The 22,844-nt window shown below is 67.3% G+C and carries 24 protein-coding genes; 3 read left to right on the forward strand and 21 right to left on the reverse strand.

Annotated features, from left to right (window positions below; translation table 11 throughout):
• Positions 1-3 precede the first annotated feature (3 nt).
• Together AU072_RS25060 and AU072_RS25065 are read right to left on the reverse strand one after the other, a co-directional pair.
• Positions 4-1,212, reverse strand: a complete 1,209-nt coding sequence (locus tag AU072_RS25060; RefSeq protein ID WP_064416251.1) for an SPFH domain-containing protein — start codon at positions 1,210-1,212, stop codon at positions 4-6.
• A gap of 30 nt (positions 1,213-1,242) precedes the next feature.
• A complete protein-coding gene (locus tag AU072_RS25065) occupies positions 1,243-1,674 on the reverse strand; it encodes an NfeD family protein (RefSeq protein WP_064416252.1) in 432 nt (143 codons plus the stop codon).
• A 60-nt stretch (positions 1,675-1,734) separates the two neighbouring features.
• Between AU072_RS25065 and AU072_RS25070 the strand changes: the two genes are divergently transcribed.
• The gene (locus AU072_RS25070) at positions 1,735-2,583 is read left to right on the forward strand and encodes an Rv1486c family protein (protein ID WP_064416253.1); all 849 of its coding nucleotides are present in this window, start codon (positions 1,735-1,737) and stop codon (positions 2,581-2,583) included.
• Here AU072_RS25070 and AU072_RS25075 read toward each other — a convergent pair.
• The 10 genes from AU072_RS25075 to AU072_RS25120 all read right to left on the reverse strand — a co-directional run bounded on the left by AU072_RS25075 (position 2,580) and on the right by AU072_RS25120 (position 12,508).
• The gene (locus AU072_RS25075; protein ID WP_064416254.1) at positions 2,580-3,569 is read right to left on the reverse strand and encodes a ferrochelatase; all 990 of its coding nucleotides are present in this window, start codon (positions 3,567-3,569) and stop codon (positions 2,580-2,582) included. The genes AU072_RS25070 and AU072_RS25075 overlap by 4 nt on opposite strands.
• Positions 3,566-4,375: an NADH-dependent enoyl-ACP reductase InhA gene (gene inhA, locus AU072_RS25080; RefSeq protein WP_064416255.1), complete on the reverse strand. Its 810-nt coding sequence runs from the start codon at positions 4,373-4,375 to the stop codon at positions 3,566-3,568. The genes AU072_RS25075 and inhA overlap by 4 nt, the downstream gene beginning before the upstream one ends.
• 29 nt (positions 4,376-4,404) lie before the next feature.
• Entirely contained in the window at positions 4,405-5,184 is a 780-nt protein-coding gene (fabG1, locus tag AU072_RS25085; RefSeq protein ID WP_064406122.1) for a 3-oxoacyl-ACP reductase FabG1, read from the reverse strand.
• Positions 5,185-5,244: 60 nt separating this feature from the next.
• Positions 5,245-6,255 carry a VWA domain-containing protein gene (locus AU072_RS25090; RefSeq protein WP_064416256.1) on the reverse strand — a complete coding sequence of 337 codons (1,011 nt, stop codon included), beginning with the start codon at positions 6,253-6,255 and terminating at the stop codon, positions 5,245-5,247.
• Positions 6,256-6,278: 23 nt separating this feature from the next.
• Positions 6,279-7,286: a VWA domain-containing protein gene (locus AU072_RS25095; protein WP_064416257.1), complete on the reverse strand. Its 1,008-nt coding sequence runs from the start codon at positions 7,284-7,286 to the stop codon at positions 6,279-6,281.
• A gap of 21 nt (positions 7,287-7,307) precedes the next feature.
• The gene (locus AU072_RS25100) at positions 7,308-8,255 is read right to left on the reverse strand and encodes a DUF58 domain-containing protein (RefSeq protein WP_064416258.1); all 948 of its coding nucleotides are present in this window, start codon (positions 8,253-8,255) and stop codon (positions 7,308-7,310) included.
• The gene (moxR1, locus tag AU072_RS25105; protein WP_064348434.1) at positions 8,252-9,400 is read right to left on the reverse strand and encodes a chaperone MoxR1; all 1,149 of its coding nucleotides are present in this window, start codon (positions 9,398-9,400) and stop codon (positions 8,252-8,254) included. Before moxR1 ends, AU072_RS25100 begins: the two co-directional genes overlap by 4 nt.
• A 135-nt stretch (positions 9,401-9,535) precedes the next feature.
• Entirely contained in the window at positions 9,536-10,243 is a 708-nt protein-coding gene (gene ripB / locus AU072_RS25110; RefSeq protein ID WP_082681011.1) for an NlpC/P60 family peptidoglycan endopeptidase RipB, read from the reverse strand.
• Between the two features lie 31 nt (positions 10,244-10,274).
• Positions 10,275-11,699 carry an NlpC/P60 family peptidoglycan endopeptidase RipA gene (gene ripA / locus AU072_RS25115; protein ID WP_064416259.1) on the reverse strand — a complete coding sequence of 475 codons (1,425 nt, stop codon included), beginning with the start codon at positions 11,697-11,699 and terminating at the stop codon, positions 10,275-10,277.
• A gap of 245 nt (positions 11,700-11,944) precedes the next feature.
• Positions 11,945-12,508, reverse strand: a complete 564-nt coding sequence (locus tag AU072_RS25120) for an Rv1476 family membrane protein (RefSeq protein ID WP_064416260.1) — start codon at positions 12,506-12,508, stop codon at positions 11,945-11,947.
• Between the two features lie 160 nt (positions 12,509-12,668).
• On the opposite strand from AU072_RS25120, the gene AU072_RS25125 reads away from it, so the two are divergent.
• Together AU072_RS25125 and AU072_RS25130 are read left to right on the forward strand one after the other, a co-directional pair.
• On the forward strand, positions 12,669-15,503 hold the full coding sequence (locus AU072_RS25125; protein ID WP_064416261.1) for an aconitate hydratase: 2,835 nt from the start codon (positions 12,669-12,671) through the stop codon (positions 15,501-15,503).
• Between the two features lie 20 nt (positions 15,504-15,523).
• Positions 15,524-16,117: a TetR/AcrR family transcriptional regulator gene (locus AU072_RS25130; protein WP_064416262.1), complete on the forward strand. Its 594-nt coding sequence runs from the start codon at positions 15,524-15,526 to the stop codon at positions 16,115-16,117.
• Here the strand turns inward: AU072_RS25130 and AU072_RS25135 are convergent.
• The 9 genes from AU072_RS25135 to sufU all read right to left on the reverse strand — a co-directional run bounded on the left by AU072_RS25135 (position 16,114) and on the right by sufU (position 22,843).
• On the reverse strand, positions 16,114-16,305 hold the full coding sequence (locus AU072_RS25135; protein WP_064348432.1) for a helix-turn-helix domain-containing protein: 192 nt from the start codon (positions 16,303-16,305) through the stop codon (positions 16,114-16,116). The two genes, AU072_RS25130 and AU072_RS25135, sit on opposite strands and share 4 nt — an antisense overlap.
• A gap of 121 nt (positions 16,306-16,426) precedes the next feature.
• Positions 16,427-18,055, reverse strand: a complete 1,629-nt coding sequence (locus AU072_RS25140) for an ABC-F family ATP-binding cassette domain-containing protein (RefSeq protein WP_064416263.1) — start codon at positions 18,053-18,055, stop codon at positions 16,427-16,429.
• 12 nt (positions 18,056-18,067) lie between these two features.
• On the reverse strand, positions 18,068-18,904 hold the full coding sequence (locus tag AU072_RS25145) for an enoyl-CoA hydratase (protein ID WP_064416264.1): 837 nt from the start codon (positions 18,902-18,904) through the stop codon (positions 18,068-18,070).
• Between the two features lie 26 nt (positions 18,905-18,930).
• On the reverse strand, positions 18,931-19,296 hold the full coding sequence (trxA, locus tag AU072_RS25150) for a thioredoxin (RefSeq protein ID WP_064406104.1): 366 nt from the start codon (positions 19,294-19,296) through the stop codon (positions 18,931-18,933).
• 40 nt (positions 19,297-19,336) lie between these two features.
• Entirely contained in the window at positions 19,337-19,969 is a 633-nt protein-coding gene (locus AU072_RS25155) for a hypothetical protein (RefSeq protein ID WP_064416265.1), read from the reverse strand.
• Positions 19,966-20,496 (reverse strand): hypothetical protein, encoded by a 531-nt coding sequence (locus AU072_RS25160; RefSeq protein WP_064416266.1) that lies wholly within the window; start codon positions 20,494-20,496, stop codon positions 19,966-19,968. Before AU072_RS25160 ends, AU072_RS25155 begins: the two co-directional genes overlap by 4 nt.
• A gap of 101 nt (positions 20,497-20,597) precedes the next feature.
• Positions 20,598-21,890 (reverse strand): MFS transporter, encoded by a 1,293-nt coding sequence (locus AU072_RS25165; RefSeq protein ID WP_064416323.1) that lies wholly within the window; start codon positions 21,888-21,890, stop codon positions 20,598-20,600.
• Positions 21,891-22,040: 150 nt separating this feature from the next.
• Entirely contained in the window at positions 22,041-22,388 is a 348-nt protein-coding gene (locus AU072_RS25170) for a metal-sulfur cluster assembly factor (protein ID WP_064416267.1), read from the reverse strand.
• Positions 22,385-22,843: a Fe-S cluster assembly sulfur transfer protein SufU gene (gene sufU, locus AU072_RS25175; RefSeq protein ID WP_064416268.1), complete on the reverse strand. Its 459-nt coding sequence runs from the start codon at positions 22,841-22,843 to the stop codon at positions 22,385-22,387. The genes AU072_RS25170 and sufU overlap by 4 nt, the downstream gene beginning before the upstream one ends.
• Position 22,844 lies beyond the last annotated feature (1 nt).

Consider the following 22,844-nt stretch of genomic DNA (forward strand, 5'->3'; position numbering starts at 1 on the left):
CGGTCAGCGGGAGTGCGCCCCGCCGCCGGATTCGCGTTCCTGCGGCGCGGGATTCGGCTGCTGCTGGCCGATTCCGGGAAACGACGGCGGTGGGGTGACGGCCGCGGGACCGTCCACCGACGTGCGCGCCTCGGCTTCGGCCTTCGCCACGGCGCGGGCGATCTCGGGATCGGTCTCGGTGTTGAACCAGTCGGCGACCTCGTCGTCGTCATCCTTGACCGGCACGTCGTCGACCGGCGACGGCGTGTAGCGGAACACGCCGTCCTCCCCCGGCGCCCCGAGTAGCTTGGTGAAACCCTGTAGCGCCGAACCGAAGTCGCTGGGCACCAACCAGACCTTGTTCGCCTCACCCTTGGCCATCTGGGGCAGGGTCTGCAGGTACTGGTAGGCCAGCATCTCCGGCGTGGGCCGGCCCGCCTTGATGGCCGCGAACGTCTTCTCGATGGCCTTGGCCTGGCCCTGGGCCTGCAGGTAGGCGGCGGCGCGTTCGCCTTGGGCGCGCAACATGCGCGACTGGCGGTCGGCCTCGGCGGCCAGGATCGCGGCCTGCTTGGCGCCCTCGGCTGCCAGGATCTGGGCCTGCTTCTGGCCCTCGGCCTGTTTGATGGCCGATTCCCGGTTGCCTTCGGCGGTCAGGATCATCGCGCGCTTCTCGCGGTCGGCGCGCATCTGCTTTTCCATCGAATCCTGGATCGACGGTGGTGGGTCGATGCTGCGCAGTTCGACGCGCGCCACCCGCAGACCCCACCGGTTGGTGGCCTCGTCGAGCACGCCGCGCAACGCCGTGTTGATCTGGTCGCGCGAGGTCAGCGTCTGCTCCAGCGTCATGCCGCCGACGAGGTTGCGCAGCGTGGTCGTGGTCAGCTGCTCGACGCCGACGATGTAGTTGCTGATCTGGTAGACGGCGGCCTGCGGATTGGTCACCTGGAAGTAGACCACCGTGTCGATCTGCACGGTCAGGTTGTCCTCGGTGATCACCGGCTGCGGCGGGAAGGACACCACCCGCTCGCGCAGGTCCACCCGGGCGCGGATCCGGTCGATGAACGGCAGCAGCAGCGTCAGCTGACCGGACACTGTCTTGCTGTAGCGACCCAGCCGCTCGATGACCGCGGCCTCGGCCTGCGGTATCAGCGCGATCGACTTCGCGACGATGATGGCGGCGAACACCACCAGCACGCCGACGAGCACCAGGCCCGCGACGGCACCATCCATGACGATTCCTTCCCTCGTACCCAGTGAGTCCTAGGCGAGCCTCTGGACGACGGCGGTGGCACCGTCGATCTGCACGACGGTCACCTGGTCGCCCGGTTCGTAGACATCGTTCTCGTTGAGGGGGCGCGCGGTCCAGACTTCGCCGTCGAGCTTCACCTGGCCCTCGTGCTGGGCCACCCGGTCGAGCACCAGCGCGCTCTTGCCCTCGAGCGCCTTGGCCGGATCGGGTAGGCCGCCGCCGGCCTGGAAATGCCTGCGCAGCGCGGGCCGCACGAGCACGAGCAACAGGATGGACACGACGGCGAACACTGCGCCGTGGACCCACAGGTCGTCGAAGATCAGGCTCGACCCGGCGGCGGCCAGCGCCCCGCCGCCGAGCATGAGCAGGAACAGGTCGCCGGTCAGTGCCTCGGCACCGGCGAGCGCCAGCGCGGCAATCAACCAAATCAGCGCAGCGGGCATGACACCACCCTATCGTCGTGTCCGACCGGCTGCGGGCGTAACAACTACACTTCGAACATCATGTGGTGTCCCAGTGTTTCGCTGTCGGTGTGGGCCAATGCCTGGTTAGCGGGCGTGGCCGCCCCCGACGATGTGCTCGACGCGCTATCGCATTGGGCGCCAAAGCATTCCGTAACCGCCTATGATTCGGTGGCGGCCGGCGCGACCGGTTTGCCCTGGCCCGATCTGGTGGATACGGGCGCGGTGTCGCTGTTGCAGACGCTGCGCACCGCCGCCGGTCCCGGCCTGACCGAACCGCCGATCGGCCTGGCGCTGCCGGTCCCCGGCGACGTCCGGGGTCTACCCGCGGGCACCCAGTTCCAGCGCGACGCGGTGACGGCGGGTGAAGCCATCGTCGTCTCCGGTCCGGGGTCGATCGGCCTCGTGCCCGACTTCGAATACGACGAATTCGATGACGAGGACGAGTTCGACCGCGACCCGTGCGGGCTGTCGTGGACGGTGTACTCGATACCCGATGCGTCCACGTCCGCCGGATACGGCGACCTGGCCGAGGCGGAGTACGCGCTACGGTCGGCGGTCCGCTCGGCGGCCGACGCGCTCGGGGCACTGCGTGCCGGCGCGGCCGAGATCGACGTGGAGGATCCCCGCGGACTGGTCGAGCAGACGCTGGAATCCACCCGCATGCACCGCCTTCCCGACCACGCGCCGCACCGGGCGGCGCGCGTGCTGGAGAACGCCGCGCACGTCGACGCGATCATCTCGGTCAGCGCCGGGCTCATACCGATCGGGCTGCACAGCTCCGCTGAGGTGCAGATCGCCAACGACGCGCTGCGGCCGCTGTCGACCGTGGTGCGCTCGGCGCGACTGGCCGCGATCGACGCGGTTCTGCATTCGGCCTGGCAGGGCTAACCACAGGCCGGCGTACAGACCACGCCGTCGACCGAATACCCCTGCAGCAGCGGTGGATTCGTTCCGGAAACCCGTACGGGGTCCCGGCCGTCGCGTAACTCGGCGAGCAGCTCGGCGGCGACCCGCGCGAGATCCGCGTTGGGCGTCGCCGCCCTCGCGAAGGCCATTCCGGCTGCTTCGGCCTGTTCGCGCAGTTCGTGGTCGAGGTCCCACACCACCTCGATGTGGTCGGCGACAAAACCGATCGGGCAGACGATGACGGCTGTGGTGCCGTTCTCGGCGAGGGACGAAAGATGGTCGCCCACATCGGGTTCCAGCCACGGCACCTGCGGCGGCCCGGAGCGCGACTGCCACACCTGGTCGTAATCGTCGTATCCGGCCGCGGCCGCCACCAGCGCCGAGGCATACCCGACCTGTCGCTCGTAAAGCTCAGTGCCGCAGCGCGACCGCGCGGCCAACGGAATCGAGTGCGCGGTGAACACCAGGCGGGCATCCTCCGGCACCGTCGCTGCCGCAGCCGTGATCGCGTCGGCGAACATCTGGACGAACAGCGGATGGTCGAAGTACTGACGCAGTTTGATCAGCTGCGGGGCCGAGGCACCCGCCGCCTGCCGCCCCCGCGCGATGTCCTCGACGTACTGCGTACAACTCGAGTAGCCGCCCCACGCGGACGTGGTGAACACCGCCGCACGGCGCACCCCGTCGTCGCGCATCGCGGTCACGGTGTCCTCGACGTAGGGCTCCCAGTTGCGGTTGCCGAAGTACACGGGAACGTCGACGTAGCTGCGCAGCCGCTCGATCACCGCCCGGTTGATGCCGTTGATCGGTGAGACGCCGCCGAAATGCAGGTAGTGCTCGGCGACATCCGCCAACCGCTCCGGCGGGATGCCACGGCCGCGGGTGACGTTCTCCAGGAACGGAATCACGTCGTCGGGACGCTCCGGCCCGCCGAAGGAGAGCAGCAGGACGGCGTCGAACTCGGTCACAACAACTGCGTGCTGGCGCCGCCGTCGGCGTAGATCACGGTGCCGGTGGTGGCCGGCAGCCAGTCCGACAGCAGGGCGCACACCGTCTTGGCGACCGGCGTGGGGTCCTTCATGTCCCAGCCGACCGGTGCGCGCTGATCCCAGCCTTCTTCGAGCAACCGCATCTGCTCACCGGCCTCGGCGCCGAGCGCACCGCCGACGATCGCACTCATCGCCAGCGTGCGGATCGGTCCGGCCGCCACGAGATTGGAGCGCACACCGTACGGTCCGGCTTCGCGCGCGACGAAACGGTTCACCGACTCGAGCGCACTCTTGGCGACCGTCATCCAGTTGTAGGCGGGCATCGCGCGGGTCGGGTCGAAGTCCATGCCGACGATGCTGCCGCCGCGGTTCATGATGGGCAGCGTCGCCTTCGCCAGCGAGGCGTACGAATAGGCCGAGATGTGAATGCCTTTGGCGACGTCCTCGTAGGGCGCGTCGAAGAACGGGTTGATGCCCATGCCCGACTGCGGCATGAAGCCGATCGAGTGCACCACGCCGTCGATCTTGTTGCCCTCGCCGATCACCCCGGTGATGCGCTCGGCCAGCGTGTCGAGGTGTTCGTCGTTCTGCACGTCGAGTTCCAACAGCGGCGCCGGATTGGGAAGCCGGTCGGCGATCCGCTGGATCAGCTTCAGGCGGTCGAATCCGGTCAACACCAACTCCGCACCCGACTCCTGGGCGACCTTGGCGATGTGGAACGCGATCGACGAGTCGGTGATGATCCCCGTGACGAGGATGCGCTTGCCTTCGAGCAAACCGGTCATGTGAAAGTCCCTCTCCTTCGCGAAAAGATCTAGTGGCCCATACCCATGCCGCCGTCGACGGGGATCACCGCGCCGGCGATGTAGCTCGCATCCTCGGACGCCAGGAAGCTGACCGCGCCGGCCACCTCCTCGGCGGTGCCCACCCGCTTGGCGGGGATGAAATCGAGCGCCCCGGCCTGGATCCGCTCGTCGAGGGCCCGGGTCATCTCGGTGTCGATGTAACCGGGCGCGACGACGTTGGCGGTGACGTTGGCCTTGGACAGCTCACGGGAGATCGACCGGGCCATACCGATCAGGCCGGCCTTGGCGGCCGCGTAGTTGGCCTGGTTGCCGATGCCCCACATGCCCGACACCGAGCCGATGAAGATGATCCGGCCGAAACGCTTGCGCTGCATCGTGCGGGAGGCCCGCTGCGCCACCCGGAACGCTCCCGTGAGGTTGGCGTCGATGACCTCGGTGAACCGCTCCTCGGTCATCCGCATGAGGAACGCGTCCTTGGAGATGCCGGCGTTGGACACCAGCACCTCCACCGGGCCCTGATGCTCCTCGACCTCTTTGAAGGCGCGGTCGACGGCGGCGTTGTCGGTGACGTCGCAGACCACCCCGAACAGTCCTTCGGGGGCGCCAGAACCGCGGTGGGTGACGGCCACCTTGTGACCGTCGGCGGCGAGGCGCTGCGCGATGGCCAGGCCGATGCCACGGTTACCACCGGTCACCAGCACCGAGCGGGAGACGAAAGGCGGACGACCACCGGCCGATTCGGATTCGGCGGTCGCTCCTGTGTCATTGCTCGTCGCGTGCGCAGTCATGCCCGCCAACCTATCGCCTGCCCGCCATTCTTAAGAAATCGCCTTAGTGAACGGGTGCGCTCACAGCGGTAGCCGTCGGTTGATCAGCAGGGCGGCCACCGCCGCCACGGCCGCGAACAGGGCGCCGAGCCGGAGCCAGCCGGTCGTCGCCTCACCTCGCACGGTCTCGTACCCGATCTGATCCTGCAGGGTGTCGTAGACCTTGTTCAGCTCGTCGAGGTTGGACGCGGTATAGGCCTCGCCGCCGGAGAGCTGGGCGATCTTCTCCATGCCCTCGTCGTCGACGGGCACCGGGACCCGCTCGTTGTTCACCTCGACCGACCCATTCGGCGTGCCGAACGAGATCGTCGAGACCGGCACACCCTGATCCTTGGCGGCCCGCGCCGCGGTGAACGCGCCCTTCGGGTTGTCGGGGTTGTTCGGCACGGTTTCCTTGCCGTCGGAGAACAACACGATGTGCGCAGGCGGTGGCGTATCGCCGCCACCGATGACGGCGCCGACGGTGGAGATCGACGACAGAGCGGTGAAGATGGCCTCACCGGTCGCAGTCTTATCGGCCACCTGCAGATTCTCGATGGCGCGCCGGCTCGCGTCGCGGTTGGTGGTGGGCGAGACCAGCACGTTGGCGGTTCCGGCATAGGCGATGACTCCGAGGTTGATACCCGGCGTCAGCTCGTCGACGAACCTCTTCGACGCCTCCTGGGCGGCGGCCAGGCGGCTCGGTTCGACGTCGGTCGCGCGCATCGACTGGGAGACGTCGATGGCCAGCACCACCACCGCGCGGTTGCGGGGAAGGCGCTGGTCGTGGGTGGGCCCGGCCAGCGCGATGGTGCACAGCAGCAGCGAGATCGCCAGCAGTGCCGCGGGCACGTGGCGCAGCGGACTGGGCCGATGGGGCGCGACGCTGTCGAGCAGTTCGGTGTTGGCGAAGCGCTGCAACCGCTTTCGCCGAGCGATCTGGGCTGCGGCGTACAGCCCGGCCAGCACCAGCAGGACCACCACGAACAGAAGGAACCACCAGATGTGCTGAAAACCGGTGAGCGACAGCGGTCCCAACAGTGGAATCGTCATGTCAGATCGTCATCCCTTGCGAATCAGTTCGGCAGACGACGGTTGATGAACAGGGCCGCCAGCGTCGCCATGGCGAGCGCCAGCGTTCCCAGCCGCAGCCACCCCACGCTCGCATCACCACGGATCGTCTCGTAGCCGATCTGCTGCTGAAGGTTGGCGTAGACCTCTCGCAGCTGTTGAAGGCTCGACGCGGTGAACGCCTCACCGCCGGACAGATCGGCGATCTTCTTGAGCATCTCGTCGTCGACCGGTACGGGCTGGCGCTGGTCGTTGATCTCGACATAGCCGTACGGCGTGCCGAACGAGATCGTCGAGATCGGCACCCCCTGCTCCTTGGCGGTGCGGGCCGCGGTGTAGGCGCCCTTGGGGTTGTCCGGGTTCGACGGCACGGTCTCCTTGCCGTCGGAGAACAACACGATGCGCGCCGGCGGGGGTTCGTCGCCGCCGCCGATGACCGCTCCGACGGTGGCGATCGCCTGCAGCGCCGTGAAGATGCCCTCACCGGTCGCCGTGCGGTCGGCGAACTGCAGTTTGTCGATCGCGGCCTTGGTGGCCTCCCGGCCCGTGGTCGGCGACACCAGGACGGTCGCCGTGCCGGCATAGGAGATCAACCCCAGATTGATGCCCGGAGTGAGTTCGTCGGCGAACTGCTTGGACGCCTCCTGCGCGGCCGCCATCCGGTTCGGGGCGACGTCGGTGGCCCGCATCGACTGCGAGACGTCCATCACGAGCATCACCACCGCGCGGTTGCGCGGGATGCGGACGTCGTGGGTCGGGCCGGCCATCGCCACCGTCAGCAACACCAGGCCGATGACGAGCAGGATCGCGGGCACGTGACGCCAGCGCGAAGGACGTTTGGGCGCAACGCTTTCCAACAGCTCCATGTTGGCGAACCGCAGCATCCGCCGATGCCGGGCCAGCTGAACCACCATGTAGAGCCCGACGATTCCGAGCACCACGAGCAGGAACAGGAAGAACCAGGCGTTTTCGAAACCCGACAGCGTCATGGGTCCGAGCAACGGCAATGTCATGTGCGCCTAATCATCTCGATATCAGGCGTGGCCCGCCAGCGCGCCACGCCTGCGGTTGGCGACGAACCGGACGACGTCGGCGATCCAATCGCGGTCGGTGCGCAGCGTCAGCAGCGGTGCATCGCATCGCCGCAACGTCCTGGCCACCTCCGCGCGGTGCGCCGCGGCCGCCCGCTCGAAGTCGTCGCGCAACTGTTCGTCGATGGTGAACTCACGGGTCGCCCCGGTCTCGGCATCCTGCAGCACCACTTCGCCGACCGCAGGCAGTTCGACGTCGCGCGGGTCGAGCACTTCGATTCCGAGCACCTCATGGCGCCCCGCGATGGCCCGCAGCGGACGCATCCAGTTGATCGGCCCAAGGAAGTCGCTGATGATCACCGCCATGCCGCGGCGGCGCTCGGGTCTGCGCAACGCGTCGATCGCCGCCGCAAGGTCACCGCGGACACCGGCGGGTGCCTTGGGCATCGTGGCGATGGCGCGCAGCATCTCCTGCTCGTGCATCCGGCCCGACAGCGCGGGCACCCGCCGCATGGTGTCGCCGTTGGCGATGATCGCACCGATCCGGTTACCGCCCCCGCTGTTGAGGAACGTGATCGCCGCGGCGGCAGCCACCGCGAGATCGCGCTTCTCGCAACCGGTTGTGCCGAAGTCGAGGCTGGCCGACATGTCGATCACGAGCCAGGTCTCGAGTTCGCGGTCGGCGATCATCTGCCGCACGTGCGGATGCGTGGTGCGCGCCGTGACCGACCAATCCATCCGGCGCACATCGTCGCCGGGCTGGTAGAGCCGCGACTCCCCCGGTTCCGATCCCGGGCCGGGCAGCAGGCCGAGGTGGTCGCCGTGCAGCACGCCGTCGAGCTTGCGCCGCACCGTCAACTCGAGCTTGCGCAGGGCCGCGCTCAGTGCGGGGTCACGGATCTCGCCGCGCTTCAGCGACGGCAGATCAACGGAGCGCCGGGAACTGGTCACCGATTGCTGGCCGCACCAGCGGCGGCGGGCACGACGGGCGGCACCGAATGACCTTGCTGCGGAATGGCGTTCACCTGCGGCAGGGCCACGGTCTGCAGAATGCGGTTGATCACCGTCTCGGCCGAGATCTCGTCGGCCAGCGCGTCATAGGTCAACACCAGCCGGTGCCGCAGCACATCGGGGATGACCTCGACGACGTCCTGCGGAATCACGTAGTCGCGGCCCCGCACGAGAGCCAGCGCGCGCGACGCCGCGATGATGCCGAGCGATGCGCGCGGTGATGCGCCGTAGGCGATCCACGCCTTGGCGTCGGGCATGCCGAACTTCTCGGGCTGACGGGTCGCGGTCACCACCCGGACGACGTAGTCGACCAGCGCGTGGTGCACGAAGTTGTTGGCCGCCACGTCCTGCAGGCGCAGCAGGTCACCGGGCGCGAGGATCTGCTTGGGCTCCGGCGGCTTGACGCCCATCCGGTAGATGATCTCGCGCTCTTCCTCGGGCGACGGGTAGTCGATGTTCAGCTTGAACAGGAAGCGGTCGCGCTGGGCCTCGGGCAGCGCATACACGCCCTCCTGCTCGATCGGGTTCTGCGTGGCCATCACCAAAAACGGCTGCGGCAGCGGGAACGTCTTGCCGCCGATGGAGATCTTGCGCTCGGCCATGACCTCCAGCAGCGCCGACTGCACCTTGGCCGGTGCGCGGTTGATCTCGTCGGCCAGCAGGAAGTTGACGACGACGGGCCCGAGTTCGATGTCGAACTCCTCCTTGCCCACCCGGTAGATGCGGGTACCGACGATGTCGGTCGGTACCAGGTCCGGCGTGAACTGGATGCGTGCGAAGGTGCCGCCCACCACCTTGGCGAAGGTCTCGACGGCCAGCGTCTTGGCCACGCCGGGCACACCCTCGAGCAGGACGTGGCCCTTGGCGAGCAGGCCGACCAGCATGCGTTCGACCAGTTGGTCCTGTCCGACGATGATCCGCTTCACCTCGAAGACGGCCCGCTCGAGCGTGTGGACCTCCTGCTGCAGACCGCCATTCTGGGAAGCCGGGCTCGACGGTGCGGCGTGTGAGCCCTGGTATCCCTGTGCCGGTGCCTGGCCGGGGTAGCCTCCAGGCCCCTGCGACGGCCCACTCGGTGAGGTCATCAACATTCCTTCCACATAACTCGCTGGTCAAAGCGGCGCAGGCCGGTCTGGGCCGCACGCTCGACGTCAACTATTCCAGGCACGACAGAATCCGTCGACGTTGCCCGATACCTTCAGGTTCGGCTCAGGTTGCGCTCAGGATTCGATGATGCGCGCCACATACGGCTGCAGGCCGGAATGACGCACGGGGCCCACCGTGACCTTGCCGGCACTGCCCGAGGACTCGAGCATCTGACCGCCACCCAGATAGATGGCCACGTGCTGGCTGCCGCCTGGACCCCAGAACAGCAGGTCGCCGCGCTTGGCCTGCGATGTCGGCACCTTGCGGCCGGTGTCGTACTGGTCGCCGGAGTACTTGGGGATCAGCACCCCCACCCCCGCGAACGAGAACTGGGTGAAGCCCGAGCAGTCGAACCCGACGGTGTTGGCCCCCGAGTCGATACCCCGGCTCGGGCCGTTCGGCTTTCCGCCGCCCCACGAGTACGGCACCCCCATCTGCGAGGCGCCGCGACGGATCACGTATTCGATCGCCTGCGGTCCACGCACCCGGCCCGGCGCGACGCTCGCCGTCGCCGCCTCCGGCGGCGCGAGACCCAAGGTGGTCAGAAACTTGCGGCCCAAGTTCATCGTGACCTCGGTGGCCTGGGCGGTCGCCGCGAGCGAGGCGTTGGCGATCGCCAGAGGATCGCCCGGGGCGCCGGCGCTGATCAGTTTGGGCAGCGTCGGATCCCACTGGCCGTCCTCGGGCGCCGACGCCGCCGGCGTCGCCAACCCGACGGTGAGTGCGACGGTCGCCACAAGCAGCGCGCAACCGCCCAGGAACCGAATCAGCTTGAAACGCAAAGTTTTCCTAACGTCTGTCGCTTGTGACCTCTCACCATTCGATGAGACGGGTCGCGTACGGGGTCATGCCGCTGGTACGCACCGGCGAGATCTTCACCACCGAACCCGTGTAGGGCGCTTCGATCATCTGTCCGTCGCCGAGGTACAGCGCCACGTGCTGGCTGGCGTTGGGACCCCAGAACAACATGTCGCCGCGCCGCATCTGTGAGGTCGGGACCTTGCGCCCGGCGTTGTACTGCGAGCCCGAGTAGTGGTCGAGCTTGATGCCGACGCCGGCGAACGCGTAGAGCATCAGCCCCGAGCAGTCGAAACCGACTGTGCCCGCGCCGGAGTCGATACCGCGACTGGGTCCGGCGGCGTTGCCGCCGCCCCACGAGTACGGCACGCCCATCTGCGACATGGCCCGTTTGATCACGAACTCGGTCGCCTGCCTGCCGTAGACGCGGGGAATCGCGCCGTTGTTGAAGGCCGGCGCGACAGCCGGTTTCGGGAGGATCCCCACCGACTGCAGGAATTTGCGCCCGAGGTCCTGGGTCACCTGCGCCGAGGTCGACGCGATGCCGAGAACGGCGTTGATGATCGCGATCGGGTCGCCGCTGACGAAGGCGCTGGGGATCGCGGGCAACGTCGGATCCCACGGCGTGGCCCAGTTACCGGTGCCGGGGTCGACCCCTTGCGGGGCGCGGTCCCAGTCCGGGCTACCCGGCGCCGCGGCGGCCGCCGGTTGTGCCGGAGCACCGGCCGCTTGCGCCGGAGCGGCCTGAGTGCGCGCCTCGGCGAGCTTGGCCTGCGCGGCCTTGCGCTCGGCGGCCAGCTTCTCGAGTTGGGCCTGCTGGGATTTGAAGGTCTCCTGCGCGTTGGTCAGTGCCGAAACCGCGGACTGCTGGCTGGCCTCGGCGTCGGCGACGGCCTTGTCCGCGTTCTGTTTCGCCAGCCGCGCCGCGGACTCACGGTTGACCTGCTCGGTACGGGCCCGTTGCAGATCGGCGATCACCTGCTGCGAGCTGATCGCCAGTGTCTGCCCCGCCGCGGCGGTCTTGATGACCTCGGCGGGATCGCCCGCGGTCAGGTACGAGTCCGAGGGGCCGTTGACGTATGTGGCGGCGGCAAACGAATTGAACCGCTTCTGCGCCTGCTCGATAGCGATGTTGGCGTCCTCGACGCGCTGTCGGCTCGCGTCGACCTCACGCTGCGCGGCGTCGGCGTTGTCCCGCGCGGTCTGCACGTCGAGGATCGCCTTGTTGACGCTTTCCTGCTGCTGCTGGATCTCGGCACCCAGATCCTGCAGCCTCTGGTCGGCATCGGCGACGGCGGCGACCAACGCCGCGAGGCTGTCGGGACTGCTGGGTTGAGCGAGGGCCAGGCCGGGCGTCGTGGCCAACATGGTCGCCACGACCAGGGCCGCGCAGAACCGTCCACACGGCCGCGTAGCGGATGCGCCAGGTGTGCGTCTCATCCGACTCAGTTCTCCTATGGCTTCAGGCGAACGTGCGGACACATTCGTCGCGGTGACTGTGCTCATTTGTCACAACATGCACATCTACAACACAGTTACCGATTGCACCGTACGTCACATCTGACGCCAAAGAAACTTAAGTCGCGAATTACAACTTTGTAATTGAAAGAAGTGTTATCGCGTCGTGACTTCGCCAATACCGAGGCGGTATCCGATCACGCCAAAACCGTTGTCGCAGTGCGGTTTCAGGCGTCCTGGCGCGACGCGGCACGCTTGGCGCGAACCTGCAAAAGTCGCGTACCGATAACGGCGGCAACCACTCCCAAGACCACCACAATCGTCAATGCAGTCCACGGAAAGTGCGATGCCGTCAACTCGCTGAGGAAATTCTTCGAACCCTGCACCGGGCCACGCCCTTCGGCCACGTCCTGACCCGCCTCCAACGTCATGCGGTCGAACGTCGTACTGAAGGTGCCCGAATCCGTCGGGCTGAGCACCAGCACCGTCGACCCCGGGAACGCCTCCCCCACCTCGGTGGCGATATCGCGCAGTGGCGTGTCGATCGGCGGGTTCTGGTCCACGACGACGATCTTCAGGTCGATGCCCTTCTGCTGGGCCTCGGCGACCACCTCGGGCAGGCCCTCGTTCTCCGGCTTAGGCGAGGCGCTCACCCCGTCGTCGCGAACGTCCTCGATGACCAGGTTCAGGCACGTGTCGACCGGCGTGGTCGCGGGGTCCATGCCCACGGGCCCGCAGACGTCGGGAGGGATGTAGGCCGGAAGAAACGGAATCACATGCGGTCCGAACACAGAAGAACCGTACGTGATGGGTACCCGACAGGGTGACAGCACGCGCGGTCCCGGACGACACCGAGAACGGACCCCGTCGGCCTTGCAGGACAAGCGTACTGTTAGAGTTGAAACGTGGCCGTCACAGCCCGTCGGCTGCGAGAACTAGCCGGGAGTTGATGTGAGCAAAGGTAATACGGAAAATTCTTCCCCCAATTCTTTTGGCGCCCGCGACACCCTGAAGGTCGGAGACAAGAGCTACGAGATCTACCGCCTCGACGCGGTGCCGGGTACCGACAAGCTGCCCTACAGCCTGAAGGTCCTTGCCGAGAACCTGCTGCGCAATGAGGACGGCGCCAACATCACCAAGGACCACATCGAGGCCATCGCCAACTGGGATCCCGAGGCAGACCCCAGCGTGGAGATCCAGTTCACGCCGGCGCGCGTGGTGATGCAGGACTTCACCGGCGTGCCGTGCATCGTCGACCTGGCGACCATGCGCGAGGCCATCGCCGACCTCGGCGGCGACCCCGAGAAGGTCAATCCGCTCGCCCCGGCCGACCTGGTGATCGACCACTCGGTGATCGCCGACCTGTTCGGCCGCGCCGACGCATTCGAGCGCAACGTCGAGATCGAGTACGAGCGCAACGGCGAGCGCTACCAGTTCCTGCGCTGGGGCCAGGGCGCCTTCGACGACTTCAAGGTGGTGCCGCCCGGCACCGGCATCGTGCACCAGGTCAACATCGAGTACCTGGCCAGCGTGGTGATGGACCGGGACGGAGTGGCCTACCCGGACACCTGTGTGGGCACCGACAGCCACACCACGATGGTCAACGGCCTGGGCGTGCTCGGCTGGGGCGTCGGCGGTATCGAGGCCGAGGCCGCGATGCTGGGCCAGCCCGTGTCGATGCTCATCCCCCGTGTCGTCGGATTCAAGCTGACCGGCGAGCGGCAACCGGGAGTGACGGCCACCGATGTCGTGCTCACGGTCACCGAGATGCTTCGCCAGCACGGTGTGGTCGGCAAGTTCGTCGAGTTCTACGGTGACGGTGTGGCCGAGGTGCCGCTGGCCAACCGGGCCACGCTGGGCAACATGAGCCCCGAGTTCGGCTCCACTGCGGCGATCTTCCCCATCGACGAGGAGACCATCAACTATCTGCGCTTCACCGGGCGCAGCGAGGAGCAACTGGCGCTGGTCGAGGCCTACGCCAAGGAACAGGGCATCTGGCACGACCCCCAGCGGGAGCCCAAGTTCTCCGAGTACATCGAGTTGGACCTGTCCGACGTCGTGCCATCGATCGCCGGGCCGAAGCGCCCGCAGGACCGTATCGCGCTCAACGAGGCCAAGGCGGCCTTCCGTCAGGACATCACCGACTACGTCGAGGACGGCGAGTTCAACGGCGAGTACTCGCAACTCGACGAGGCCATCGACGAAACCTTCCCGGCCAGCGATCCGGTGCGCAACACGTCGTTCCTCAACAACAAGAAGCCCCCCGCCCACGTCGCCTCCGCGGCGCTCGAACCCAACGGCCGGCCGAGCAAGCCGGTGACCGTGAAATCCGACGAGCTCGGCGAATTCGTGCTCGACCACGGCGCGGTGGTGATCGCTGCGATCACGTCGTGCACCAACACCTCCAACCCCGAGGTGATGCTCGGCGCGGCGCTGCTGGCCAAGAACGCCGTCGAGAAGGGTTTGGCCACCAAGCCGTGGGTGAAGACGACGATGGCGCCGGGCTCGCAGGTGGTGACCGACTACTACGAGAAGGCCGGGCTGTGGCCGTATCTGGAGAAGCTGGGCTTCTTCCTCGTCGGCTACGGCTGCACGACCTGCATCGGCAACAGCGGCCCGCTGCCCGAGGAGATCAGCAAGGCCGTCAACGACAACGACCTCGCGGTGGCCGCGGTGCTGTCGGGCAACCGCAACTTCGAGGGCCGGATCAACCCGGACACCAAGATGAACTACCTGGCGTCCCCGCCGCTGGTGATCTCCTACGCGCTTGCCGGCACCATGGACTTCGACTTCGATGCCATGCCGCTGGGCCAGGACAAGGACGGTAACGACGTCTACCTGCGCGATATCTGGCCGTCGCAGTCCGACATCAACGACACGATCGCCAACGCGATCAGCCAGGAGATGTTCACCAAGAACTACGCCGACGTCTTCAAGGGCGACGAGCGCTGGCGCAACCTGCCGACCCCGGAGGGCAACACCTTCGAATGGGCCGAGGAGTCGACCTATGTGCGCAAGCCACCGTACTTCGACGGGATGTCGGCCGAACCGGAGCCGGTGACCGACATCAAGGGCGCGAGAGTGCTGGCGCTGCTGGGCGATTCGGTGACCACCGACCACATCTCACCCGCCGGCGCGATCAAGCCGGGCACGCCGGCCGCCGAGTACCTGGAGTCCAACGGCGTCGAGCGGGCGAACTACAACTCCTACGGTTCCCGGCGCGGCAACCACGAGGTGATGATCCGCGGCACGTTCGCCAACATCCGGCTGCGCAACCAGTTGCTCGACGACGTCTCGGGTGGCTACACCCGCGACTTCACCAAGGACGGCGAGCAGGCGTTCATCTATGACGCCGCGCAAAACTATGCGGCGCAGGATATTCCGCTCGTGGTGCTCGGCGGCAAGGAGTACGGTTCGGGTTCGTCGCGTGACTGGGCGGCCAAGGGCACGCGGCTGCTGGGTGTGCGCGCGGTGATCACCGAGTCGTTCGAGCGGATCCACCGGTCGAACCTGATCGGCATGGGCGTGATCCCGCTGCAGTTCCCCGAGGGCGAGTCGGCGGAGTCGCTGGGCCTCGACGGCACGGAGACGTTCGACATCACCGGCATCGAGGAGCTCAACGAGGGCAAGACCCCGAAGACGGTGCACGTCACTGCGGAAAAGGAAGACGGCTCCAAGGTCGAGTTCGACGCGGTGGTGCGCATCGACACCCCGGGCGAGGCGGACTACTACCGCAACGGCGGCATCCTGCAGTACGTGCTGCGCAACATGCTCGAGTCGCAGTAACCGAAGAAGGGACAACCGCGTTGCCCCGGGTCACCGACGACCACCTGGCGGCGCGTCGTCGGCAGATCCTCGACGGCGCCCGCCGGTGTTTCGCGGAGTACGGCTACGACAAGGCGACCGTGCGGCGGCTCGAGCAGACGATCGGGCTGTCGCGCGGCGCCATCTTCCACCACTTCCGGGACAAGGACACGCTGTTCTTCGAACTGGCCCGCGAGGACGCCGAGCGCATGGCCGATGTCGCCGCGCGCGAGGGGCTGGTCCAGGTGATGCGCGACATGCTGGCCGCGCCGGAGCAGTTCGACTGGCTGGCCACCAGGCTCGAGATCGCGCGAAAGCTGCGCAACGATCCCGACTTTCACCGGGGCTGGGCGGAACGGTCCGCTGAGCTGTCGGTGGCCACGACCCAGCGGCTGCGCATGCAGAAGCAGGCCGGCCGGCTGCGCGACGACGTGCCCAGCGCCGTGCTGCAGACCTATCTCGACCTCGTCCTCGACGGCCTTGTCGCGCGTTTGGCGTCGGGTGACGATCCCGAAAAGCTCAGTGCCGTACTGGACCTGGTCGAGGCGTCACTGCGGCAGCGACGCGACCAAGAGACCGTGCCGCAGGGCGACTAGCGGCGCCTGCTGCGGTGGTTCGGACCGCCACGGCTGCGCATCGTCGTACCCGACTCACGCAGCATGCTGTGGATGGAACCGTACGAGCGTCCCGTGGACGCGACCAGAGTACGGATACTTGCGCCACCCTCGTAAGCACTCCGCAACTCGTTCAGCAACTGGTCTCTCGACTTGTCCAGCTTCTTCATCAGCACCTCCCCGCTTCGATGCCCCGACGGATACCCAGCGTAGGAAGCGGTTACACACGACGCTTGAAAATGCCCAAACGCTTCGCGGAACGGACCTGCCCGACTTGACCGGTCACCCAGTTCAGGCGAGCTCGATCAGTTCCGAGTAATCCTCGGACCAGTAGTCCTCGGTGCCGTCGGGAAGAAGGACCACGCGTTGCGGTTCGAGTGCCTCGGCGGCGCCGGGATCGTGGGTCACCAACACGACCGCGCCGACGTAGCTGCGCAGCGCATCGAGGACCTGCTCGCGCGAGGCCGGATCGAGGTTGTTCGTCGGCTCGTCGAGCAGCAGCACGTTCGCAGTGGACGCGACCAGGCCGGCCAGCGCCAGCCGGGTCTTCTCGCCGCCGGACAGCGTGCCCGCCGGCTGATCGAGCTGCGGTCCGCTGAACATGAAGGCACCCAACAGCCCGCGCAGGTCCTGCTCGCCGGTGTCGGGTGCGGCGTGGCGGATGTTCTCCCACACCGTCGCGTTGTTGTCCAGGGTGTCGTGCTCCTGGGCGAAATATCCGAGCTTGAGGCCGTGACCCGGTTCGAGGCGCCCGGCGTCGGGCGTCTCGGTGCCCGCCAGCAGGCGCAACAGGGTGGTCTTGCCGGCGCCGTTGAGCCCGAGCACCACCACCCGCGAGCCTCGGTCGATCGCCAGGTCGACGCCGGTGAAGACCTCGAGCGAGCCGTAGTTCTTGGTCAGCCCCTTGGCGACGAGCGGGGTGCGCCCACACGGCGCGGGGGTGGGGAACTTGATACGGGCCACCTTGTCGGCGACGCGTTCCTCGTCGAGCGCGGCCATCATCCGGTCGGCGCGACGCAACATGTTCTGCGCGGCAACGGCTTTGGTGGCCTTGGCCCCCATCTTGGCCGCTTGGGCGCGCAACGCGGACGCCTTGCGTTCGGCGTTGGCGCGTTCGCGGCGGCGCCGGGCTTCGTCGGTGGCGCGGGCGTCGAGATATTTCTGCCAGCCCATGTTGTAGACGTCGACCTCGCTGCGCACGGCGTCGAGGAACCACACCCGGTTCACCACGTCGGCGAGCAGGTCGACGTTGTGGCTGATGACCACCAGGCCCCCGGGATGGTTCTGCAGAAAGTCACGCAGCCAGCCGATGGAGTCGGCGTCGAGGTGGTTGGTCGGTTCGTCGAGCAGCAGCGTCGTGCTCGAGCCCGCGCCGCTGTCGGAGGCCGCGAACAGAATCCGGGCCAGCTCCACGCGGCGGCGCTGACCGCCGGACAGTGTGCGCAGCGGTTGGGTGAGGACCCGCTCCGGCAGTCCGAGGCTCGCGCAGATACGGCCCGCCTCACTCTCGGCGGCGTAACCGCCCAGCGCGGCGAAGCGCTCCTCGAGCTGACCGTACTTGCGCACGGCCTTGTCGCGGGCGGCGTCGTCGGCGACTTCGGCCATCAGCAGCTGCTGTTTTTCGAGGTCGGCGAGCAGGGTGTCCAGGCCGCGCGCCGAGAGCACCCGGTCGCGGGCCAGCACATCCAGGTCGCCTTCTCTGGGATCCTGTGGCAGGTAACCGATTTCGCCGTTGCGGACGATGTCGCCCGCATACGGTTCACCCTCACCGGCGAGGATGCGCATCGTGGTGGTCTTACCCGCGCCGTTGCGGCCGACCAGTCCGATCCGGTCGCCGGGCTGTACGCGAAGCGCGGTTCCGTCGGTGGACAGCAACGTGCGCGCCCCGGCGCGGACCTCCAGGTCCGTTGCGGTGATCACGCTGTGCGGTCCTTACTTGTCGTCGGTGAATACGGGGTCTCGTTTTTCGGCGCGCGCTGCCACCGCTTCTTCGAAGTTGGCGGTGAGCAAACGGACGAACAGTTGTCCGAGGCCCTCGGCTTGCATGTGCCCTTCCAGGCTACCGGCGTCCAGTCCACTCCAAAGTGTGCGCTTGGTCAACTCGATTCCGGGCCGGGAGAACGCGGCGATGCGCTCCCCCATCTGGTAGCAAACCTCGAGCAGCTGGTCGTCGGGCACCGCTCGCGACACCAACCCGATGCGTTCGGCCTCCGCGGCGTCGACGTCGCGGCCGGTCAGCATCAGCTCGAACGCCCGTGACGTGCCGATGGCGCGCGGAAGCAGATAGGACAGTCCCAGCTCGCTGGCGGTCAGGCCGTTGTTGATGCCGGCCGCGCGGAAGTAAGCACCGTCGGCCGCCACACGGATATCGCAGGCCAGCGCCAGGCACAGGCCCCCGCCGATCGCGGCGCCGTTGACCGCCGCGATGACCGGCTGGTGCATTTTGCGCAGGGCGAGGATGACGTCGTCGAGCACCTCCATCGAGCGCAGCGCGAACGTCGGCCGGGTCAAACCGTCGATGTGAGGCACCGAACCGGCCGACTTGTGGTCGGCGCCCGAGGAGAATCCGCGGCCTGCGCCGGTGAGCACGACCGCCCGCACGGAGTTGTCGTAGGTCAGCTCGTCGAGCACCTTCTTGAGCGGAACCATGACGTCGAACGCCATGGAGTTCATTCGCTCGGGGCGGTTCAACGTCACCAGTGCGACGCCGGGTCGCGGCCGGTCGACCAGGACGAAGTTGCTCTGCTCGTTCTCTGCGTGCTCGCTCACGCATGCACGCTATCGCGTGCGGGGGTTCACTCCGGCTGGCCGTTGTCCTGCGCGGCGATCGCCGCGTCGATGTCGAACTCCTTGACGCGCTGGACCAGTTCCTCCAGGGCCGCGGGCGGCAGCGCGCCCGCCTGGTTGAACACCAGCTTGCCCTTCTTGAACGCCATCAGCGTGGGGATGGACCGGATGTCGGCCGCAGCGGCCAGCGCCTGCTCGGCCTCGGTGTCGACCTTGGCGTACACGACGTCGGGGTGTTGTTCGGAGGACGCCGCGAATGTGGGGGCGAACGCCTTACACGGGCCACACCACGACGCCCAGAAGTCCACCAGCACGATCTCGTTGTCGTTGATGGTGTCGTTGAATTGTTCGGCAGTGATGTCTTGGGTAGCCACGTTGCTTCCTAACGCTGATGGTCAGCTGTCTGTTCCCAGCCTACGGGCGGATACCCAGTTCAGTGCGGCCGCGCTCGAAGAACTCGGTGACCCGCGCGGCCAGCGTGTCGACGTCGTGCGTGGCGTCGAGCGGGTAGAGGGCTCCGAACGGCGCATTCCAGAACGGTCCCGTCCGCTTCTGCCATGGGCCGACGTATGCGTACGGCGTCGGGTGGGTCTCGTCACCGGCCGACACCCCGTAGTTCACCTCGTCCTCGACAGCGGCGACATCGAAGTGCTCCGGCCACAGCGTCGGATGTTGCTGCGGCAGAACATGTTTGAGGGCATATCCACCCGCGTAGTGGGCCCGCTGGAGCCACGCCGCCGCATCGGGATCGAGTGCGAGCTCGGCGTGGGCGGGCAACGGATCGACGATCCGGTAGACGCCCTCCGGCGGCCCGGGTACCACGCCGGCCGCCTCGGCGATGGCCGCGACGCGGCCGGCCAGCGCAACGCTGCCGTCCGGGAAGACCAGCTCCGTCCCGTGCACCGACAGGGGTAACGCGACGGCGGCGAAACCGTCGGGGCGCACCGCGAGCCGGATCGTGCCCGCGGACCGGTACTGGGGGCCTGCGATGAGGCTTTCGGCCACACCACGCAGTTGACGGCGGGTGGCGACGTAAGGATGGCTCATACCGCATCGAGCGTACGGGCGTGGGTCAGCAGCTGGGATTGCCGTCGCGGCCACCAGAACAGCTCGACAAGCAGTGCGACCAGGTAGATGACGGATGCCACCGCGTTACCCCAGGAGCCGAAGAAGGCGTCCCAGACCGCCGCGCCCAGCGCGACGACCAGGGCGATGACCAACACCCACCGCAGTGGACGGGCCTCTTCCGCCGCGGCGCACAACCCCCGCGCGTAGTCGATTTCTGGCCCCGCCAGCCGGGAATCGGCCAGGTCGCCCCCGCTTCGCACCGCGCGCACGACCGCGACCCGCTCCTGACCTGTGAGCTCTCTCGATCCCGGCCAGTACCGGTTCATCCGGCGCGCCATCCAGATGCCGTAGAACGTGCCGACGACCACCGTGACGATGACAGCGCTGAGGAGGAAGCCGGAATCGAGCCACGCCAAAACGCCGAGGCAGAGCCCGACACAGCCGCCGATCAACAGCGCGCGCCATCCGAACCCGCCCCGCCAGACGAACGCCGGGACCGTGACCACGAGATCATTCTGGGCTCTTCGTCCACGACTTCGTATGACAATGTCGGCAATTCCGAATACCAACACCACCGTCCCTGCTCCGGCAGGCCCGGTGCCGGCGTTCAGATTTCCGTCAAAGCCTTCGGCCGCAGCAGCAATGTGGCCACGACGCTGATCAACGCGGTGACCACGAGGTAGGTGCACGCGAGCCACGGCGACTGATTCGTGGCGGCGATCAACGCGGTCAGGATCAGCGGGGTCAGACCCGACGCGTAGACCCCCGACAGCTGGTACACCGTCGACAGCCCGGTGTAGCGGATTCGTGCCGGATACAGCGACGCGTAGAGCGTGCCCTGGGCACCGTAGAACCACGCGTGAATCACGCCGAACACCACCAACATTCCGAGCGCGTAGGCGGTCATGCTGCCGGTGTTGAACAACGCGAACACCGGGAACACCGCGACGGCGTAGGCAGCGATCCCGCTCGCGTACACCGCTCGCGCCCCGAACCGGTCGGTCAGCAATCCCGAGACGGGGAGCAGCGCGGCCATCAGCAGCGCCGCGACCGTGACGGCGATGAGCACCGGAACCCGCTCCAGCTTCAGTGTTCCGGTCGCATACGAGATCGCGAACACGCCCCATGTATTGAAGGCCGCGCCCTCGCCCCATCGCGACAACAGTCCCAGCACCGTATTGCGCAGCGCGGGAGGGCGGAACACGTCACGCAGCGGCGCTGCCGAGCGGTCGTCCTCGTCGCGGACCTTCTCGAAGGCCGGTGTCTCGGTCGCCTTCCATCGAACGATGAAACCGAAGACCACCAGCACGATGCTGAACAAGAACGCGATCCGCCAGCCGTACGACTCGAAGGCATCCTCCGGCAAGGCGATTTGGAGCAGCGCGAACACGCCGGTGCCCAGTGCGAGCCCGAGCGCCAGACCGACTTGAGGCACGCTGCCCGCTAAGCCACGCCGATGCGCCGGACTGTGTTCGACGGCGAGCAAAATCGCCCCGGCCCATTCGCCGCCGAGCGCGAAACCTTGTACGACGCGCAGGAGTACCAACAGGATGGGCGCGAGCACCCCGATCTGGGCGGCGGTGGGCAGCACCCCCATCAGAGCGGTCGCACCGCCCATCAGGACCATGGTGAGTGCCAGCGTCTTCTTCCGGCCGATCCGGTCGCCGACGTGGCCGAACACGAAGCCGCCGATCGGGCGCACGATGAACCCGACCGCGAACGTCGCGAAGGACAACAGCGTCCCGACCAGCGAGCTCTGATCGGGGAAGAACGCCTGGTTGAACACCAGGCTCGCCGCGGTCGCATAGAGAAAGAAGTCGTACCACTCGATCGTGGTTCCGACGAGGCTCGCGACCAGCGCGGTGCGGACCCTCGACGCATCCGCCTTCGAATCGATCAGCGCGCGTGCGGGTTCGGGGTAAACATCTGTCGCCGAAGACACGAGATTCGACAATTGTCGATTCGGCGACGGCGGCACAGATTTGTGCCCGCCGTGATTCGAAGGCTGACTCCACGAGGCCGTCGCGGGCCAGACCCGACGCTGCCTGAGCTAGACGGTGAAACCCAACGCGCGCAACTGCTCGCGGCCGTCCTCGGTGATCTTGTCCGGCCCCCACGGCGGGTTCCACACCCAGTTGATCTTCAGCTCGTTGACCAGCCCCGCGCCGACCAGCGCTGTGCGCGACTGGTCCTCGATCACATCGGTGAGCGGGCAGGCGGCCGAGGTCAACGTCATGTCGATCAACGCGACCTTGCCCTGCTCCCCCTGCTCGACGTCGATCCCGTAGACCAAGCCCAGATCGACGACGTTGATACCGAGCTCGGGGTCGACGACGTCGCGCATCGCCTCCTCGAGATCGAACAACAGTTCCTCGTTGGGCACTGCGGTATCACTCATCCTGCCTCCTGAAATCTCTCCGATGCCTGTGACAGTGCATCTTTGAAAGCCATCCACCCCAGCAACGCGCACTTGACCCGCGCCGGGTACTTCGCGACGCCGGCGAACGCGATGCCGTCCCCGATGACGTCCTCGTCGCCCTCGACGGTCCCGCGCGAGGAGATCATCTCGCTGAAGGCGGCGACCGTTTTGAGTGCGTCGCCGACGCTCTGGCCGATCACCTGATCGGTCAGCACCGATGTCGAGGCCTGGCTGATCGAACAGCCCTGCCCGTCATAGGAGATGTCGACCACCTGCTCACCGTCGTCGGACAGCGCCACCCGCAGCGTCACCTCGTCGCCACACGTCGGGTTGACGTGATGGACCTGAGCTCCGTACGGCTCACGCAATCCACGGTTGTGCGGACGCTTGTAGTGATCGAGGATCACTTCCTGATAGATCTGATCCAGCCGCACG

The organism is Mycolicibacterium novocastrense (assembly GCF_001499835.1).
Classification (GTDB): Bacteria; Actinomycetota; Actinomycetes; order Mycobacteriales; family Mycobacteriaceae; genus Mycobacterium; species Mycobacterium novocastrense.

Bases quoted from the DNA above. Each gene is read 5' to 3' on its own strand.
- AU072_RS25060 (WP_064416251.1), bottom strand. From the start codon at position 1,212: ATGGATGGTGCCGTCGCGGGCCTGGTGCTCGTCGGCGTGCTGGTGGTG.
- AU072_RS25065 (WP_064416252.1), bottom strand. From the start codon at position 1,674: ATGCCCGCTGCGCTGATTTGGTTGATTGCCGCGCTGGCGCTCGCCGGT.
- AU072_RS25070 (WP_064416253.1), top strand. From the start codon at position 1,735: ATGTGGTGTCCCAGTGTTTCGCTGTCGGTGTGGGCCAATGCCTGGTTA.
- inhA (WP_064416255.1), bottom strand. From the start codon at position 4,375: ATGACCGGTTTGCTCGAAGGCAAGCGCATCCTCGTCACGGGGATCATC.
- fabG1 (WP_064406122.1), bottom strand. From the start codon at position 5,184: ATGACTGCGCACGCGACGAGCAATGACACAGGAGCGACCGCCGAATCC.
- AU072_RS25090 (WP_064416256.1), bottom strand. From the start codon at position 6,255: ATGACGATTCCACTGTTGGGACCGCTGTCGCTCACCGGTTTTCAGCAC.
- AU072_RS25095 (WP_064416257.1), bottom strand. From the start codon at position 7,286: ATGACATTGCCGTTGCTCGGACCCATGACGCTGTCGGGTTTCGAAAAC.
- moxR1 (WP_064348434.1), bottom strand. From the start codon at position 9,400: ATGACCTCACCGAGTGGGCCGTCGCAGGGGCCTGGAGGCTACCCCGGC.
- ripA (WP_064416259.1), bottom strand. From the start codon at position 11,699: ATGAGACGCACACCTGGCGCATCCGCTACGCGGCCGTGTGGACGGTTC.
- AU072_RS25135 (WP_064348432.1), bottom strand. From the start codon at position 16,305: ATGAAGAAGCTGGACAAGTCGAGAGACCAGTTGCTGAACGAGTTGCGG.
- AU072_RS25155 (WP_064416265.1), bottom strand. From the start codon at position 19,969: ATGAGCCATCCTTACGTCGCCACCCGCCGTCAACTGCGTGGTGTGGCC.
- AU072_RS25170 (WP_064416267.1), bottom strand. From the start codon at position 22,388: ATGAGTGATACCGCAGTGCCCAACGAGGAACTGTTGTTCGATCTCGAG.